The organism is Shimia sp., assembly GCF_965227725.1.
Lineage (GTDB): Bacteria > Pseudomonadota > Alphaproteobacteria > Rhodobacterales > Rhodobacteraceae > Shimia.
In genome coordinates this window covers 752107-767189 of record NZ_CBDDGH010000005.1, presented here as the reverse complement: position 1 = coordinate 767189, position 15083 = coordinate 752107, and the positions used below count along the sequence as shown (strand labels likewise).

Sequence of the window (15083 nt, the reverse complement as noted above, 5' to 3'; positions counted from 1 at the left end):
CGGTGGCCTCCCCATCCCCATGTTTTGGAGGCCTTGAAAAAAGGGCGGCGTCATCTTTAGGTGGCGTCGCTTTTCTGTTTGGTGCGGAGTTTTTGCACTCCCGAGAATCAACGGCTTAGAAGATTCGGTTTCATACCAACGTGGGCAAGACGCTGTACTGTTAGGGTTTAAGGTATAACGAGGACGATCACCTTCCGCGTGCATTCTGAGAGATGGAAGGCCTTTTGCCTCTCAGACCTTTGCACCTAAATGCATAAAGTGATCCAACGGCTTTGTTGTAACGTAAGGAGCCATTCGAGCTGGCCCCATCTTTTTTAAGCCTTTGTTTTTGAGGCAATTTCACTGCCATTTCTTCAGGCTACGCCTATGCGAGATGGCTCTCAAAACGCCCTCCCCTCATCAAACGCCTGATCAACTCTTTTGCGCGTTTAACCGTTCATTATCGCCAATTTCTGAGTGTCGCCAAAAGACATGCGGTGGCTTTTGTGGCGATCGCGACAGGCTATTGGAAATGGAGAAGACATGAACAACCTAGCCATCGGTACACGATTATTTGTCACGTTTGGTTTTATGTTGGTTCTCATGATTGGCCTCGCGATGGTCGCCGTTTGGAGGGTTGAAGCAGCCCGCGAAACGCTGGCGCAGATCAACGAGATCAATTCTGTGAAGCAACGTCATGCAATTAACTTTCGCGGCAGCGTACACGACAGAGCCATTGCTATCCGCGATGTTGTTTTGATCCCTGCTGGCGCCGAACGCGATGCGCAGATTGATCTGATCAAAAAACTGGCTGCGGATTATGCCGAAAACGAGGTGCAGCTGACCCAACTTCTGTCTGACAGCACGCAAGCGCAGCCTGAAGAAATCGAAATCGCCGCGCGTATTGCTGAAGTGCAGGCCAAAACCAATCCACTGGTCGATGAGATCGCCGCCAAGATCTATTCGGGTGATCCTCAGCAACAAGCGCAAGCACTTGAGCTGCTTTATGTAGTGTCCCCTCTGTTTTCTGCCTGGCTCGGGGTGATCAACGAGTTCATCGACTTTGAAGAAGCCGCGAACCAAGCGGCCGGGACGGAAGTAACAGCCGCAATGGACAGCTTTGGCATGCATGTGGTGATCATCCTTTTGTCTGCCGTTGTATTGTCCGGCTTTGCTGCGCTGTCGGTCACCCGCTCTGTCACCCGCCCGATCGCGCACCTGCAGGCCTTGCTGAGCCGTATGGCGGATGGGGATGTAACTGCGGACGACAGCCTTGCCCAGAGAAAAGATGAGATTGGTGCGCTGGCGCGTGTGGTGGCGTCTCTGCGTGAGGCACTTGAGGACAATCAGCGCAAGGAAGAGGAAATCCGCGAGAATGCGCGACAGGTTGAAACCGTTGTTGAGGCGCTCGGCAAGGGACTTAAAGAACTCTCCAAAGGTGATCTGACCTATCGTCTGGACACAGCTTTTGCTGGCTCGATGGACACGCTGCGCAAAGACTTCAACACCTCAGCGGAGAAGCTGAACGCCCTGTTGGCTGCGATCCGTGCAAACTCTTCGACCGTGAAGCATTTCTCGTCTGAGTTGGCGAGCGCGTCTCGTGAGTTGGCACAACGTACCGAAGGCCAATCCGCGACGCTTGATGAAACCACCTCTGCCATGGAAGATCTGACCGCCAGTGCAAAGTCTGCAGCACAAAGCGCGCGAAACGTTGAGCAGATCGTATCAGAAGCGCGGGTAGAGGCGGATCAAAGCGGCGAGATTGTCTCTATGGCCGCGAATTCGATGACCAAGATTGAGACCTCCTCTAACCAGATTTCGGCGATCATCGCGGTGATTGAAGACATCTCATTCCAGACCAATCTGTTGGCGCTGAACGCAGGTGTGGAAGCAGCCCGCGCCGGAGAAGCTGGACGAGGGTTCGCAGTTGTCGCCTCCGAAGTGCGCTCACTGGCGCTCAGATCCACGGATTCTGCGCAGGAGATCAAGGATCTGATCGCAGTCAGCTCGGATCAGGTGTCTGAAGGTGTGGATCTGGTGGCGCGTATGGGCGGTGAACTTAAGAGCATCGCTGACAAGGTTAGCGGGATTTCCGATGTGGTTGGAGAGATTGTGCAGGTGGTGGACCAGCAGTCCAATACGATTGCAGAGGTCAACACCGGAATTGCGCAGCTCGATCGTGTCACGCAGCAGAACACTGCGATGGTCGATCAGACACAGCAGCATTGTACAACACTGGAAGACAACTCCGTTGAGTTGATCCAGCAAATGTCTGTGTTTGAGATCGAAGAGGCGGATGGCTCCGTTGACAATGATGTTGCCACTGAGACGGAAGCGCAGCACATCGCGGCCTGATCAACGCAGCTTGTAGAACCAGCTTGAGGGGATCCTGTTTCAGGGTCCCCTTATGCATTCTGGGCTTCTGGGAGGCCGTGTGAGGGCCTATAGGATGAGACCCTGAGAGATAAGCCCCCTGCCCTCAAAAGCTCTGTAGATGAAAAAAACAGAGCTGTTCAAATACAAAAACGCCGCACACTCTGCAGTGCGCGGCGTTCAAAGTCTTCGACTTCAGAGGAGCTTAGCCCTGAGCGGCTTTCGCCACTTCTGCTGCGAAGTCTTCTTCTTTTTTCTCGATGCCTTCGCCCACTTCCATGCGGACGTAGCCAACGATCTCCGCACCTGCTTCTTTGGCAGCTGCTTCAACGGTCAGGTCAGGGTTGATCACGAAGTTCTGGCCCAGCAGGGTCACTTCGGACATGAATTTCTTCATGCGGCCCACGATCATCTTCTCGATCACCTGCTCCGGCTTTCCGGATTCACGAGCGATCTCGATCTGAACGTTTTTCTCTTTTTCAACGATGGCCGGGTCGAGGTCTGCTTCGCCCAGTGCCTGCGGGTTGGCCGCTGCGATGTGCATGGCAACCTGCTTGCCGAATGCTTCGTCGCCGCCTTTCAGCGCCACGAGAACACCGATTTTGCCCATGCCGTCGGTCGCTGGGTTGTGCACGTAGGAGGTCACGACGTCACCTTCCACGGACGCCATGCGGCGCACGGACATGTTTTCACCGATGGTGGCAACAGCGTCGGTCACGGTTTCTTCAACGGTCTTGCCGCCCAGATCCGCTGCTTTCAGCGCGTCAACGTCAGCAACGTTGATTGCTGCGCCAGCGATTTTGGCAACCATGGACTGGAAGTCAGCGTTTTTGCCAACGAAGTCGGTTTCGGAGTTCACCTCAACGGCAACACCTTTGCCACCTTCAACGGTGACGGCCACCAGACCTTCGGCTGCGGTACGGCCGGATTTCTTGGCCGCTTTTGCCAGGCCTTTGGTGCGCAGCCAGTCGATTGCTGCTTCCTGATCGCCATCGGTTTCGGTCAACGCTTTTTTCGCGTCCATCATGCCTGCGCCGGTCATTTCGCGCAGTTCTTTAACCATTGCTGCTGTGATCGCCATCTGTGGCTCTCCTCGTCAGAATTCGGATTGTGGGGGCGGGTGTACCCTGCCCCCATGTCAGATTTGTAACGTCGCTTACGCGTCTGCTGCGGCTTCTTCGGCCACGGCTTCTTCAACCGGAGCTTCGAATTCGCCCAGATCCACGCCTGCGGCGCCCAGCTGTGCGGTCATGCCGTCCAGAGCAGCGCGGGCTGCGAGGTCACAGTACAGGGAGATCGCGCGGGATGCGTCGTCGTTGCCTGGGATGATGTAGTCAACGCCGTCTGGGGAGCAGTTGGTGTCAACCACAGCCACAACTGGGATGCCCAGCTTGTTGGCTTCGGCGATGGCCAGTGCTTCTTTTTTCACGTCGATGACGAACAGCAGGTCAGGAACGCCGCCCATGTCGCGGATACCGCCGAGAGACGCTTGCAGCTTCTCCTGGTCGCGCTCGATGCCCAGACGCTCTTTCTTGGTCAGGCCTTCTGCGCCGGATGCCAGTTTCTCGTCGATCTCTTTCAGACGGTTGATGGACTGGGAAACGGTTTTCCAGTTGGTCAGCGTGCCGCCGAGCCAGCGGTGGTTCATGAAGTACTGAGCGGATTTCTCTGCTGCATCCGCGATTGGCGCTGCGGCCTGACGCTTGGTGCCAACGAAGAGAACGCGGCCGCCCTTTGCAACGGTGTCACGAACGGCTGTCAGAGCCTGGTCCAGCATAGGAACGGTCTGGGTCAGGTCCATGATGTGGATGCCGTTGCGGGAGCCGTAGATGAACGGGCCCATGCGTGGGTTCCAGCGCTGTGTTTGGTGACCAAAGTGAACGCCAGCTTCCAGCAGCTGACGCATGGAGAACTCGGGAAGAGCCATGCTATTTTCCTTTTCCGGTTTACGCCTTGGCGGGGAGAAGTGAGAGCGCCCTGAATTTCAGAGTGGCTCCAACCGGCGGACCGACAGGGATGTCTCCCCTGCCCAAGCCCAAACCCCGCCTGCGGGTTTGAATGGCGCGCGTTTACAGCAGGTTTTACTATCATGCAAGGGCCGAGTGGCAGACTTGGCTGCAAAAGGTGCAAAACACCGCTCGCTTTGGGTTGACGTCGCCTCACAGCACGGCAAAATCCTTAATAGGTTTACGATTGCGCAGCAAGCGCCGCTGGCCAAAGGCGGTGTATTTGTCTGTGCGAACACTCAGCTAAGGGGCTGTTTTTATGATAAAACTCTATCACCTCAACCGCTCGCGTTCCCTGCGGATCATGTGGCTTCTGGAAGAAATAGGAGTTGAATACGAGCTTTGCGCTTATCAGCGAAACAGCGAGACCTTTCTGGCGCCCGAAACGCTGAAAAACATCCACCCGCTGGGCAAAGCGCCGATGCTGGAAATCGACGGGCAGTTGATCACGGAGTCTGCTGCGATTGTCGAGATCCTGTGCCAAAGATTCGCGCCGCAAATGATCCCGGCCGCCACAGATGTCGCGGCCTCCCTTGAACATCTGCAGCTGATGCATTTCGCGGAAGGCTCCGCGATGACACCTTTGTTGCTTGGGATCTATACCAGCATTTTGGGTGATGCCGCCGCACCGCTGCAACCGCGCATCCAGTCAGAGACCAAGAACCACTTTGACTATATGGAAGGGCTGATCCGCCCGTCAGGTCATTTTGTGCTGGATGAGCTGTCTGCTGTGGATGTGATGATGCTGTTCCCCGCGCAATCTGCGATCCATCGTCTGGGATTGGCAGAGACCTACCCTAAGCTCGCGGCCTATGTTGCGGCGATTGAGGCGCGGCCCGCGTTTCAGCGCGCAGTGGCGCGTGACAACGGGTGACAAAAGGCTTCTGTGGGGCGCTTTGAGCTGATCAAGAGCGCCCCATTGGTGACACTTACCGGCCAAGCCCTGCGCGGATCTGATCTTCAGCGGCCCGCGCCAGAGCTTTGCGGTTGGCGAAGTCTGAAACCTTCAGGGGCGGATGATAGACCACCTCTACCTTCCCTTGCCGCGCAGCAGCCAAGGTCGACAGAAGATGTGGGCCAAAATCCATATCCCCCCACCAACCATAAAACCGCGGCTCTGCCCCTTTGGGGGCCGTGTAATGCACTGTGACAGGCTGGATCAGCATTTCCTCGCGCAGGCGCGGATCAAAGAACGCCTCAAACAGCGTTGTTTTGAAAGGTAAAACCCGCAAGCTGTCGCTGCTGGTGCCCTCCGGGAAGAACAGGAGCTGATGCCCGGCCAGCAGGCGATCCTCAAACATGGTTTTGTGCGCCCGTGCTTCGCGGCGGTCGCGTCGAATGAACAGCGTGCCCGTGGCGCGGGCCAGCCAGCCGATGCCGGGCCAATTTGCCACCTCTGCTTTGGAGACAAAGTAGACCTGCTGCGGCGCGTTGAGCGCAAAGATATCCAGCCAGGAGGAGTGGTTGGCCACCACAGCACCGCGATCTTTGATTGGCGTGCCGGAAACTGAAAAGCGGATGCCCAAGAGGCGGAAGGCGTTTCTGCAGACAAATTGCGTGATGTAGGGTGTCCATGGGCGGCGCAGGCCGAAGAGCGGCCGCTCGATCAGGCGCAGCAGAAGCAGGAGCGCGAGGCAGCCAAAGACGAGGAGTGCCAAAGGAAGCCCGCGCAGGATGGCGCGCACAATGCCCATGGCCCCAAGCTTGGGCAGCGTTGGATAGCCTTCTTCGCTTTCCCAGGTGCTCACAGCGAACGGTCCTTGGTATAAAGCGCGCGGTTTTTCTCGTTCATCCGGGCAGTGTCGAGGATCAGGCAGACGTCCGTGGTGTTAAACGCATGGTCGAGATAGGCCCCCTCCCCGACAAAGCCGCCAAGGCGCAGATAGGCCTTGATCAGAGGCGGCACCGACAGCATGGCTGCGCGGCGGTCGATCTCCTCTTCGGGCATGAGGTCCATCGGTTGGAACACATCGGCCTGCGTGCGGGTGCGAATGTCTTCAGGGGCCAGATGCCGGCTGTGCAGCAGAGACAGCGCCGCCGCATGTTCAGCCACATCGGTGCCGTGGAAACTGGCAACCCCAAAGAGCACCTCGATTTCATGCGCGGCGACATAGGCAGCCAGCGCATTCCAGAGATGAAACATCGCCGCCCCGCCGCGGTAGTCCGGATGCAGGCAGGATCGGCCCAGTTCCAGAAGGCGTCGGCCTGAGGCCTTCAAGGTGGAGAGATCATATTCATCTTCTGAATAGAATTGTCCGATCTCTTGGGCTTTCTCATCGGTGAGCAGACGGTAGACGCCGACCACCTGATCGAAGGGTTCGGCATCCCGCGCGTGATCGATCAGGATCAGATGGTCAAAATGCGCATCAAAGCGGTCCTGCTCAAGTTTGGCCTCGTGATCCACCATCGGCCCGTCTGCGCCGAGCTCCTCAACAAAAACGCGATACCGCAGCCGCTGAGCGGCCTTTAATTCGGCCTCAGAGCTCACAATTTTAACTTCGAAGTCTGGCGCCTGCGCAGTCATGGGAATGAGGCTTCCTCTTTGTTTTTAGGGTTCTTAGGCAGGGATGTGCGCAAAATCAACCGGCGTCGTTGGGTCGGCTTGTTGACGTTTTCGGATGTGCATGCACAATTTGTTAACCAAATTAGGTTTCTGATGCGGGCATCAACATGATACGCGTTCCATCGATGACAACTTTGCCCGCGTCTCGGAAATTGACGGTGACTTTGCCGCCGATGTTGGATTGCACCTGTCCCAGTCCCCAGTCGGGTTGGTCTGGATGGGTCACCAACATTCCGGGTTCAAGAAAGGCATTGAGATCGTCCATTGGGCCACTCGTCTCTAAAAGGAATACAGATGTCAGATAATACGGATTTCTCCGCATTGGTAGGGTCACGGATTTGCCACGACCTGATCAGTCCGGTCGGTGCCATCGGCAACGGGCTTGAGTTGCTCTCGCTGACAGGCGACGCCAAAGGCCCGGAAATGGAGATGATCGAGGACAGCGTGAAAAACGCCAACGCCCGCATCCGTCTCTTCCGGGTGGCTTTTGGTCAGCCGGGGGATGAGCAGATGGTGGGCGCGCAGGAGATCCAGTCCATCCTTGCGGATTTGGCACCAAGCTCGCGGGTGGAAACCTTTTGGGAGGTTGAAGGCGCTGTGGCGCGGCCCGAACTGCGCCTCGCCTTCCTCACTCTCATGTGTTTTGAGGCTTCCATGCCCTTTGGCGGCACGATCAGCATCGCGAAAGAAGGCACGGGTTGGTATCTGCTGGCGGAAAGCGAAAAACTGCGCGCGGACACCGCGCTTTGGGGGCCGGTGTCTCACGGCGACGTGCCTGAGGGCTTGGTGCCTGCGAAAGTTCAGTTTGGGCTTCTGCCGCAGGGCGCGAAACTGCTTGGCCGTCCGCTCAGCGTGGCCATGACCGATATGAGTTTGGAAGTGCGCTTCTAAACACGAAAAAAGGCGCCCGAGATCGGCGCCTTTCTTTTTTCTCAGGTGTCGTCGCGGTGTCAGGCGCGCGTGGTGCCGTCACCTTCGACCAGATATTTGAAGCTGGTGAGCTGAGCCGCACCCACCGGACCACGGGCGTGCATTTTGCCGGTGGCGATGCCGATTTCCGCACCCATGCCAAATTCGCCGCCATCGGCAAACTGCGTGGAGGCGTTGCGCATCAGGATGGCGCTGTCCAGTCGTTCAAAGAAACGCGTGGCGGTGGCATCATCTTCGGTAAGGATACAGTCGGTGTGGTTGGAGCCATACTGACGGATATGCGCGATGGCACCATCAACATCAGGAACCACTTTGGCGGCGATGTCCATGTCGAGGTACTCTTTACCCCAATCCTCGGACGTGGCCGCTGTGGTGCCTGCGATCTTGGCGAGTGTCTCATCCGCATGCACGCGCACACCTGCATCAAGCAGCATCTGAACGAGCGCGGTGCCAAGCGTGTCAACAAGGCTTTCGTTGATCAGCAGGCATTCCGCAGCGCCGCAAATCCCGGTGCGCCGGGTCTTTGCGTTAAGGATCACATCCATCGCTTTTTGCGCGTCGGCGGCTGCGTCCACATAGATATGGACGATGCCTTCGAGGTGGGCAAAAACCGGCACGCGGGCTTCACGCTGCACAAGACCCACGAGGCCTTTGCCGCCACGCGGTACGATCACATCCACCGTGTCGATCATGGTCAGCAGTTCCTGAACAGCGGCGCGGTCACGGGTGGGTACAAGCTGGATCGCGGCTTCGGGCAGGCCGGCTGATTTCATGCCATCTACGAGACAGGCGTGGATGGCACCGGAGCTGTGAAAGCTTTCAGAGCCGCCGCGCAGGATCACGGCGTTGCCGGATTTCAGACAAAGCGCACCGGCGTCTGCGGTCACATTGGGGCGGCTTTCATAGATCACACCCACAACACCCAGCGGCGTGCGCACGCGGCGGATATTGAGGCCCGAAGGCATGTCCCACTCGGTGAGCACTTCGCCGACAGGATCCTCCTGTGCCGCAACCGTGCGCAGGCCAGTGACGATGCCACCGATGCGGTCCTCATCTAGCATCAGGCGGTCCATCATCGCATCAGACAGGCCTTTGTTGCGGCCAAATTCGAGGTCTTTTTTGTTGGCCTCAATGATCTCGACGCGACGGGCCCAAACCGCATCTGCGGCGGCCTCTAGCGCGGCGCGTTTCACCTCCGGCGGGGCAAAGGCCAGCTCCGCGCTTGCCGCTTTGGCGTCTGCGCCAATCTGGGCCATCAGGGCGGGGATGTCTGCGATGTCTTTCATCAGATCTGTCCTTTGTTGAGGGTCTTTGGTTGGATTTGTTTCGCCTTCGGCGAGGATATTTTTAGCAAGAGGAAGGCTAAAGCGCCATGTCGTCGCGATGGATGAGCGCAGCCCGGCCCGGGTAGCCAAGAATGTCCTCGATCTCGCGGCTGTGGTGGCCTTTGATCTTGGCGGCATCCTGTGCGGTGTAGCCCGCAAGACCCTGCCCCAGACGGTGGCCGGTGTTGTCGGTGATCTCGATCGGGTCGCCGCGGCTGAAATCGCCGTTTACTGCTGTGACCCCGGCAGGCAGCAGGCTTTTGCCCGCGGCCAACGCGCGCGCGGCACCCGCGTCCACCACCAGAGCACCCTGCGGTTTCATCGAGTTGATCCAGCGCTTGCGGGCGAGCTGTGGGGTGCCTTGGGCTGTGAACCACGTGGCATTGGCGCCGTTTTCCAGCGCCTGCACGGGGCGGATGGCGGAGCCTTCGGTGATGGCCATGGCGCAGCCGCCTGCGGTGGCGGTTTTGGCCGCCATGAGCTTGGTGATCATGCCGCCCTTGGAGAGGCCAGAGACCCCCTCGCCCGCCATGTCTTCGATTTCGGGCGTGATGGTCTCGATCACCTCAAAGCGTTTGGCGCTTGGGTCGGTCATGGGGTTGGCGGAATAAAAGCCATCCACATCCGAGAGCAGGATCAGATGATCCGCACCTGTGGTCAGCGCAATCTGAGCGGCAAGCCGATCGTTGTCGCCATAGCGGATTTCATCGGTGGCGACCGTGTCGTTTTCATTCACGATGGGCACAACACCCAATGTGAGCAGTTGATCCAGCGTTGCGCGGGAGTTCAGGTAACGGCGGCGATTGGCGCTGTCCTCCAGCGTCACAAGCACCTGCGCGGTGGTGATGCCATGTGGCGCAAGTGCCTCTTCATAGGCGCGCGCAAGACGGATCTGGCCCACGGCAGCGGCGGCCTGAGACTGATCCAGCGTCAGGTCGCTGGCAGGCAGGCCAAGCGCGCCGCGCCCCAAAGCGATGGAGCCTGAGGACACCAGCACAACATCGGTGCCGCGCGCCTTCAGCATCGCCACATCTTCGGCCAGGGCCTTGAGCCAATCGGCTTTCAACAGGCCGGTGCTGCGGTCAACCAGCAGGGCTGACCCGATTTTTACAACAACCCGTTTTGCAGTCTTCAGGGTTGCCACGGTGCCTCTTCCTCGTCAGCGGTCTCTTCGATTTTCTGACGCAGGCGGTCCTCGTCGATTTCCGCACGCAGGGCGCGCAGGACTTCGGTGGTGCCCTCGTGGCTCGCGCCAGACATCAGCATCACGGGGCCGCCGACAACGGCCTCCAGCTCCTCTTTGAGGAACTCGCGTTCTTCTGCATCCAGCGAGTCGATCTTGTTGAGCACGGTCACGCGGGGTTTGTCCGCGAGGATGTCAGCGTAGTTGGTGATTTCCTGCACGATGGTTTTGTAATCCTCCAGCAAGGTGCCAGAGGTGCCATCCACCAGATGCAGAAGCACGGCGCAGCGCTCCACGTGGCCAAGGAAAAGGTCACCAAGCCCCCTTCCCTCGCTTGCGCCTTCGATCAGGCCGGGAATGTCGGCCACCACAAATTCTACCCCATCAACGCCCACAACTCCGAGGTTCGGGTGTAGCGTCGTGAACGGGTAATCCGCGATCTTGGGCCGCGCATTGGAGGTTGCCGCAAGGAAGGTCGATTTGCCTGCGTTTGGCAGGCCCAGCAGGCCCACATCGGCAATCAGCTTCAGGCGCAGCCAGATGGTGCGCTCCACACCCGGCTGGCCGGGATTGGCACGGCGCGGCGCCTGGTTGGTCGAGGATTTGAAGTGCAGGTTGCCAAAACCGCCGTTGCCGCCTTTGGCGAGCAGCACGCGCTGCCCCACTTCGGTCAGGTCAGCAATCAGGGTTTCCTGATCCTCGTCCAAAATCTCGGTGCCCACCGGCACACGCAGCACGATGTCGTCACCGGATTTACCGGTGCGCTGGTTGCCCATGCCGGGCTGGCCGGATTTGGCAAAGAAGTGTTGCTGATAGCGGAAATCAATCAGCGTGTTCAGCCCGTCCACGGCCTCGGCCCAGACATAACCACCGTTGCCGCCGTCCCCGCCATCGGGGCCGCCGTATTCGATGTATTTCTCGCGTCGGAAGGACACACAGCCACCCCCGCCGCCACCCGAGCGGATGTAGACTTTGGCAAGGTCGAGGAATTTCATAACATTTGTCCTTTTGCGGCGCGTTCTGCGCTCATACCCTGCCTGACGGCAAGGCTCAATCCAGTTTCAGGCTGTAGGTCCAAGTGGGCACATTGGCGTTGCGTGCCAAAGAGAAGCTTTCCGCGTCACCCAGATACTGGAAACCACAGTTGGTCAGCACACGGGCAGAGGCCGGGTTGTCCTGAAAGACGCTGGCAAAGATGGTGCTGCTGTTCAGCGGGTTGGCCGCAATCAAGAGGCGCACGGCTTCAGAGGCCAGTCCGGTGTTCCAGAAGGCTTTGCCAATCCAATAGCTGATCTCGACCTGACCTTCATCGACACGTGTCAGACCGATGAGGCCCATGACCTCGGGCTGCTGATCAGAGCTGCCATCAATGGCCCAGACATCTTCCACGCGGCCTTCAGATTGGGCGCGCGTGATAAAGGCTTCGGTTGCGCCGGGCGGCACCGGATGCGCGATGCTTGTGGTCATGCGCGCCAATTCGCGGTCTGCGGTGTGCATCTCGATCAGGCCCTGATCGGAGCGGCGCAGCGGGCGCAGCACAAAGCGTTCGGTTTCGATCACAGGCTGGTTGACGATAGTATCCAGTTTCATGCCTGTTCTCCTCCTCAAAGAACTACGTAAAGCACAGAGGCCACAGTGAGCGCGGCCAAAGTGCGCATCAAATAACGTTCGGCGGGTTTTCCGGCGACGGTTTGGGCGATCCGGTCCCCGGCATAGGTCCAGATCGGATGAAAAACGGCTTGCGCCGCCAAAAGACAGATGGCGATGGTGGCCGTGGCCTGCAACGCCGGTGTCGAAGGTGTTACAAAATTTGTGAAGCCTGCGACGATCATCGCCCAGGCTTTGGGGTTGAGCGGATGCACCAGCAGACCGGCGGCAAAACCGGGTGCTTTGGTCACCGCATCCTTATCCGCAGAAAGGCGCAGATGCGCCACTTTCCAAGCCAGCCAGCAAATATAGGCGGCACTTGCCCATTTCAGCCCGGCAAAAAGACCGGGCACCGTTTCGGCCAGCTCCATCAGACCAAAGCCGATGGGCCAGATGATCAGCTGTTTGCCCAAGGCCACGCCCGCCACAAAAGGCAAAGCGGCTCGAAAGCCAAAGCGTGCACCTGTGGCCAATAACGCCATATTCGCAGGCCCGGGTGTGCCCACCTGGCTTGCGGCAAAGACGCCAAAACTGATCACTGCGACGCTCATCTTTCTGACTGAACCTCATCAAACGAAAAAGGGACCGGCTGTTTCGCCGGTCCCTTAAATGTCTCATTACCCTTAAGGTCGGCTTACTCTGCGGCCTCCGCCACTGGCAGGACCGAAATAAAGGTGCGGCCCTTGAGGCCTTTGTGGAACTTCACGTTGCCGTCGACGGTTGCAAAGATGGTGTGATCTTTGCCCATGCCAACGCCTTCGCCTGGCCACATCTTGGTACCGCGCTGACGCACGATGATGTTGCCTGGGATCACGTTTTCGCCACCGTATTTTTTCACGCCAAGACGACGACCCGCGGAGTCGCGACCGTTACGGGAACTACCACCAGCTTTTTTATGTGCCATATCGTTAGTCTCCTATACTTCGCTTACTTCGCCAGTTCGGCTGCTTGTGCAACCCACTCAGGCTTCACTTTAACAGCGTCAAAGCTGTCTACGTCAACCGCTGCGAGCTGTGCAAAAGAGGTGATGCCTGCATCTGCCAGCTTTTTCGCTGCTGCCGGGCCTACACCGTTGATTGCGGTCAGGTCATCAGCTGCTGCAGCGGCAGGTGCCTCTGCTTTTGCTTCTGCCTTCGCCGCTTTCTTGGCTGGTTTGGCTTCTGCAGGTGCTGCAACGGAGCCTGCGCCCACTGCCGCTTTTACACCAGACTTGTCTGCGCCGGACGCGAGAATGTCGGTGATGCGAACCAGAGTCAGTTTCTGACGGTGGCCCACGGTGCGCTTGGAGCTGTGCTTACGACGACGCTTCACGAATTTGATCAGCTTTTCGCCTTTGATCTGGTCGATCACGTCTGCCTGCACGGCTGCGCCTTCAACGAAAGGTGCGCCAACAACGGTGTTGTCACCGCCAACCATCAGCACGTCGTTGAATTGGATTTTTTCGCCAGCGTCTGCAGCCAGTTTTTCGACACGCAGAACATCGCCTGCCTGTACTTTATACTGTTTGCCGCCGGTCTTCAGGACTGCGAACATGTCCTATTCCTTCGATCTGATCGCGTCCTGTGGCCCCTCCCCCTTGCGGGTTTGGCGTTTGTGGCTTTGTCTTACGACGGTGCCGCCTCGAACAGCGCGCCCCTTGTTGGGGCTGTGTTACAACAAAAACGCGGCGCAAAGTGCACACTCCACGCCGGTGGCGCGCTTATGCGTCGGATTTTGCTCTGGGTCAAGCCTTATATTGCAGGCGCTTTGCGCCCTCCGAGGCGGCTTTTCAAAGCTCCTGTGCCGGCTGCAAATCCGCCATCCGAGCAGCCAGAGCCTGAAAGCGGTTTGACATGACCTCAAAATGCACCGCGTTCATAAGCTCATAGACCGTCATCATGGTTGGGTCTTCCAAGGCTTCGGTGTACTCGATGAGCTCTTCAAGCGAGAAGTCCTGATAGGTATAGGCGGCATTGCGCAGGGTCGCCAGCGCGATCTCCTCCTCCATCTCCGCGGCATTTTCGCTCAAGGCCGCGCGCAAGCCGTCTTCATCCGTGCGCAGATCAATCACACCCGCGTAAGAGGCCGCTAGAATGAACCGCACCTGGATCTCCAGAATGGCATCTGAGCCAACATCTTCAGGGTCAATTGCCACGGTCATGCGGCGAAAGAGATCCACGCGCGGGTCATCTGCGGCTTCAAGATCTGCGAGCAAAGCCCCGCCAATCAACTCTTTTTCTTCATCATCCCCCATATGCGCGGCGTTTTCGACCTCGACCAGACGTTGCCCAAGGTCGCTGGCATAGAAGGCCGCAGCATGGGCAAGGCTCTCATCATCCAGCGTTGCCTCCAGAATATCGAGCGCCCGGTTGTGCATGAAGGTCGTGTCAAAAACCTCCTTGGTCAGGGAGGTCCATTGCAGCCCGAAATCTTCCTCTTCAAGCCCCAAAAGAAGCGGTGCCGAAGAAGCTGACAGCGCAATGGATTCAATGGCCACATCAAAGCCGGTCACCTGCAGGAAAGCTTCAACCCGCGCACGATCAGCGGCCTGCGCCGTTGGGGCAAAAGCGCTGAACCACGCAAAAATACCAGCAAGCAGAACAGTTGCCAGACGCGGAAGCAAGACAGACGACGGGGCCAGACGGGCGGTGAGTGTGCTCATGGTTCTACGCTAGTTCATTTCCTAAGGTGTTTCGAGATTAAGTTGAAACACACCGAGATTTTGAAGCACCCGCGATGTCGATAGGCTTTGAGCGTTTCGACGTATCGTTATGTCCCAACAATCAATCGGAAGGCTTTGGGCAAAACAATGCAAATCCCACTTGCGCCGAAATCGAAAGGTGATTAAACGACGCCCTCACCAAGACCACGGTCTATGCGGACGGAGAGGTGCCGGAGTGGTCGAACGGGGCGGTCTCGAAAACCCTCACGCACACCTTTGAAAACAATCACTTACTTTTAAAACCATCGCGGAACGTTTGCGGAACGAAACGCGAAAGGTTAAAACCGGCCTCATGCCGTCTTTCCGCTCAAACCCCCCGCCCCGCGACCGCCTTGGCCGATACGAGGTCATAGACAGCCCTGTATCGGAGCTGAGC

16 protein-coding genes are annotated in these 15083 nt (G+C 58.0%); 3 read left to right on the top strand and 13 right to left on the bottom strand.

Annotated elements, in window-relative coordinates; genetic code table 11:
• The first annotated feature begins 522 nt into the window (after positions 1 to 522).
• Positions 523 to 2334 carry a HAMP domain-containing methyl-accepting chemotaxis protein gene (locus tag ACO07T_RS14085; RefSeq protein WP_422049940.1) on the top strand — a complete coding sequence of 604 codons (1812 nt, stop codon included), beginning with the start codon at positions 523 to 525 and terminating at the stop codon, positions 2332 to 2334.
• A gap of 223 nt (positions 2335 to 2557) precedes the next feature.
• Here ACO07T_RS14085 and tsf read toward each other — a convergent pair whose 3' ends face one another.
• Both tsf and rpsB read right to left on the bottom strand, forming a co-directional pair.
• A complete protein-coding gene (gene tsf / locus ACO07T_RS14080; RefSeq protein ID WP_209062716.1) occupies positions 2558 to 3433 on the bottom strand; it encodes a translation elongation factor Ts in 876 nt (291 codons plus the stop codon).
• Positions 3434 to 3508: 75 nt separating this feature from the next.
• The gene (gene rpsB / locus ACO07T_RS14075) at positions 3509 to 4279 is read right to left on the bottom strand and encodes a 30S ribosomal protein S2 (protein WP_058240801.1); all 771 of its coding nucleotides are present in this window, start codon (positions 4277 to 4279) and stop codon (positions 3509 to 3511) included.
• 338 nt (positions 4280 to 4617) lie between these two features.
• On the opposite strand from rpsB, the gene ACO07T_RS14070 reads away from it, so the two are divergent.
• Entirely contained in the window at positions 4618 to 5232 is a 615-nt protein-coding gene (locus ACO07T_RS14070; protein WP_422049939.1) for a glutathione S-transferase family protein, read from the top strand.
• Between the two features lie 55 nt (positions 5233 to 5287).
• On the opposite strand, the gene ACO07T_RS14065 is transcribed toward ACO07T_RS14070, so the two are convergent.
• The 3 genes from ACO07T_RS14065 to ACO07T_RS14055 all read right to left on the bottom strand — a co-directional run bounded on the left by ACO07T_RS14065 (position 5288) and on the right by ACO07T_RS14055 (position 7186).
• A complete protein-coding gene (locus ACO07T_RS14065; RefSeq protein ID WP_422049938.1) occupies positions 5288 to 6106 on the bottom strand; it encodes a lysophospholipid acyltransferase family protein in 819 nt (272 codons plus the stop codon).
• On the bottom strand, positions 6103 to 6882 hold the full coding sequence (locus ACO07T_RS14060; protein WP_422049937.1) for a GNAT family N-acetyltransferase: 780 nt from the start codon (positions 6880 to 6882) through the stop codon (positions 6103 to 6105). The genes ACO07T_RS14065 and ACO07T_RS14060 overlap by 4 nt, the downstream gene beginning before the upstream one ends.
• 121 nt (positions 6883 to 7003) lie before the next feature.
• Positions 7004 to 7186: a DUF3553 domain-containing protein gene (locus tag ACO07T_RS14055; RefSeq protein WP_209062721.1), complete on the bottom strand. Its 183-nt coding sequence runs from the start codon at positions 7184 to 7186 to the stop codon at positions 7004 to 7006.
• A gap of 29 nt (positions 7187 to 7215) precedes the next feature.
• Between ACO07T_RS14055 and ACO07T_RS14050 the strand changes: the two genes are divergently transcribed.
• Positions 7216 to 7812 carry a histidine phosphotransferase family protein gene (locus ACO07T_RS14050; protein ID WP_422049936.1) on the top strand — a complete coding sequence of 199 codons (597 nt, stop codon included), beginning with the start codon at positions 7216 to 7218 and terminating at the stop codon, positions 7810 to 7812.
• Between the two features lie 59 nt (positions 7813 to 7871).
• Here ACO07T_RS14050 and ACO07T_RS14045 read toward each other — a convergent pair whose 3' ends face one another.
• From ACO07T_RS14045 to ACO07T_RS14010, 8 genes are all read right to left on the bottom strand, one after another.
• Positions 7872 to 9137 carry a glutamate-5-semialdehyde dehydrogenase gene (locus ACO07T_RS14045; protein ID WP_422049935.1) on the bottom strand — a complete coding sequence of 422 codons (1266 nt, stop codon included), beginning with the start codon at positions 9135 to 9137 and terminating at the stop codon, positions 7872 to 7874.
• Between the two features lie 76 nt (positions 9138 to 9213).
• Complete coding sequence (proB, locus tag ACO07T_RS14040) at positions 9214 to 10320, bottom strand: glutamate 5-kinase (protein ID WP_422049934.1); 1107 nt, start codon at positions 10318 to 10320, stop codon at positions 9214 to 9216.
• Positions 10308 to 11354, bottom strand: a complete 1047-nt coding sequence (gene obgE, locus ACO07T_RS14035; RefSeq protein WP_422049933.1) for a GTPase ObgE — start codon at positions 11352 to 11354, stop codon at positions 10308 to 10310. The genes proB and obgE overlap by 13 nt, the downstream gene beginning before the upstream one ends.
• A gap of 55 nt (positions 11355 to 11409) precedes the next feature.
• On the bottom strand, positions 11410 to 11949 hold the full coding sequence (locus ACO07T_RS14030) for a GNAT family N-acetyltransferase (RefSeq protein ID WP_209062731.1): 540 nt from the start codon (positions 11947 to 11949) through the stop codon (positions 11410 to 11412).
• A gap of 14 nt (positions 11950 to 11963) precedes the next feature.
• Positions 11964 to 12557 (bottom strand): LysE family translocator, encoded by a 594-nt coding sequence (locus ACO07T_RS14025; protein ID WP_422049932.1) that lies wholly within the window; start codon positions 12555 to 12557, stop codon positions 11964 to 11966.
• A gap of 83 nt (positions 12558 to 12640) precedes the next feature.
• Positions 12641 to 12910, bottom strand: coding sequence for a 50S ribosomal protein L27 (gene rpmA, locus ACO07T_RS14020; protein ID WP_209062735.1), 270 nt, complete (start codon positions 12908 to 12910; stop codon positions 12641 to 12643).
• A 23-nt stretch (positions 12911 to 12933) separates the two neighbouring features.
• A complete protein-coding gene (locus tag ACO07T_RS14015; protein ID WP_209086667.1) occupies positions 12934 to 13539 on the bottom strand; it encodes a 50S ribosomal protein L21 in 606 nt (201 codons plus the stop codon).
• A gap of 235 nt (positions 13540 to 13774) precedes the next feature.
• On the bottom strand, positions 13775 to 14647 hold the full coding sequence (locus ACO07T_RS14010) for a DUF2059 domain-containing protein (protein WP_422049931.1): 873 nt from the start codon (positions 14645 to 14647) through the stop codon (positions 13775 to 13777).
• Positions 14648 to 15083 lie beyond the last annotated feature (436 nt).